1 protein-coding gene is annotated in these 1868 nt (G+C 70.0%); it reads left to right on the forward strand.

Annotated elements, in window-relative coordinates:
- Positions 1–1868, forward strand: a 1868-nt coding sequence (locus ACFWRV_RS36380) for an amino acid adenylation domain-containing protein (RefSeq protein WP_384340474.1), incomplete at both ends; no start/stop codon positions are given.

Consider the following 1868-nt stretch of genomic DNA (forward strand, 5'->3'; position numbering starts at 1 on the left):
AGTCCGTGGACAACCCTGTCACCGCACTCGCGCCTGATCATCCTGCGTACGTCATCTACACCTCCGGCTCCACCGGCCGACCCAAAGGCGTCGTCGTTGCCCACCGCAACGTGGTGCGGCTCTTCGACGCCACCCGGAAGTGGTTCGCCTTCGGCCCAGACGACGTGTGGACGCTGTTCCACTCGTACGCCTTCGACTTCTCCGTCTGGGAGCTGTGGGGAGCGCTGCTGCACGGGGGCCGGCTGGTCGTGGTGCCCTACGAGGTCAGCAGGACGCCCGGCGCCTTCCTGGACCTGCTGGCCGATCACGGCGTTACCGTCCTCAACCAGACGCCGTCGGCCTTCTACCAGTTGGCGCAGGCGGAGGCCGACGCCTCCCCGCCGGCCCGTGGACTGGCCCTGCGCACCGTGGTGTTCGGTGGCGAGGCACTCCAACCGTCCCGCCTCGCCGACTGGTACCGGCGCCACCCCGACGACACGCCGGCCCTGATCAACATGTACGGCATCACCGAGACCACGGTTCACGTGACGTACCAGCCGCTGACCCGGGAGCGGGCGACCGCGGCGGCGGCCAGCGTCATCGGCGTCGGGATCTCCGACCTGCGGACGTATGTGCTCGGTCCGGGGCTGGAGTTGGTGGCGCCCGGCGTGGTGGGGGAGCTGTACGTCGCGGGGTCCGGTGTGGCCCGCGGCTATCTGAACAGGCCCGGCTTGACGGCTGACCGGTTCGTGGCGGATCCGTACGCGGCTGAGCCGGGCACGCGGATGTACCGCACCGGTGACCTGGTGCGGTGGAACCAGGACGGCGAGCTGGAGTTCGTCGGCCGCGTCGACCACCAGGTCAAGATCCGTGGCTTCCGCATCGAACCCGGCGAGATCGAGAACGTGCTGACCGGCCACTCGGACGTCGCCGAGGCGGCGGTGGTGGTCCGCGAGGAGCAGTCCGGCGATGCCCGCCTCATCGCCTACGTCGTGGCACAGGGAGCGCTCCGTGCCGGAGACGTAAGGGAGTTCGCGCGGAGCCGGCTGCCCGACCACATGCTGCCGGCCGCCGTCGTCGTACTGGACCGCATGCCGCTCACCGCCAACGGCAAGGTGGACAAGGCGGCACTTCCGGAGCCGGACTTCACCGCGCCCGGGTCGGCGCGGGAGGCGCGCACGCCGCAGGAGCAGATCGTGTGCGATCTGTTCGCGCAGGTGCTGGGCGTGCCCCGGGTCGGTGTGGACGACGACTTCTTCGACCTCGGCGGGCACTCGCTGCTGGCCACCCGGCTCATCGGTCAGCTGCGTGTCGCGTTGGGCGTGGAGCTGGAGCTGCGTGCGCTGTTCGACGGGCCGACGCCTGCTGCGGTGGCGGCACTCCTCGACACCGCGGGACCGGCTCGGCCGCCTCTGGCGGCGCGGGAACGCCCACCGGCCCTTCCCCTGTCGTCCGCCCAGCGGCGGCTGTGGTTCCTGCACAAGATGGAGGGGCCGAGCGCCACCTACAACATCCCTCTCGTCGTGTGGCTGAGTGGTGAGTTGGACTGTGACGCGCTGCGTGCGGCTCTCGGTGACGTGGTGGCCCGGCACGAGAGTCTGCGGACGGTGTTCCCCGAGGCCGACGGCGTCCCCTGCCAGCACGTCCTCGACAGCGTGAGCGTGGAGTTGCCCGCCACCGACATCACCGAGACGGAGCTGCCGGAGGCTCTGAAGTCAGCGGCCCGGTACCCCTTCGACCTGGCAGCCGAGATCCCCCTCCGCGCCGAGTTGTTCACGGTGTCCGAACACCGACACGTGCTGCTGCTGGTGGTGCATCACATTGCTGGTGATGGTTGGTCGTTGGGGCCGCTGGCTGTCGATCTGACGCGTGCTTACACGGCGCGGGTG

The organism is Streptomyces sp. NPDC058576, from assembly GCF_042718715.1.
Taxonomy (GTDB): domain Bacteria; phylum Actinomycetota; class Actinomycetes; order Streptomycetales; family Streptomycetaceae; genus Streptomyces.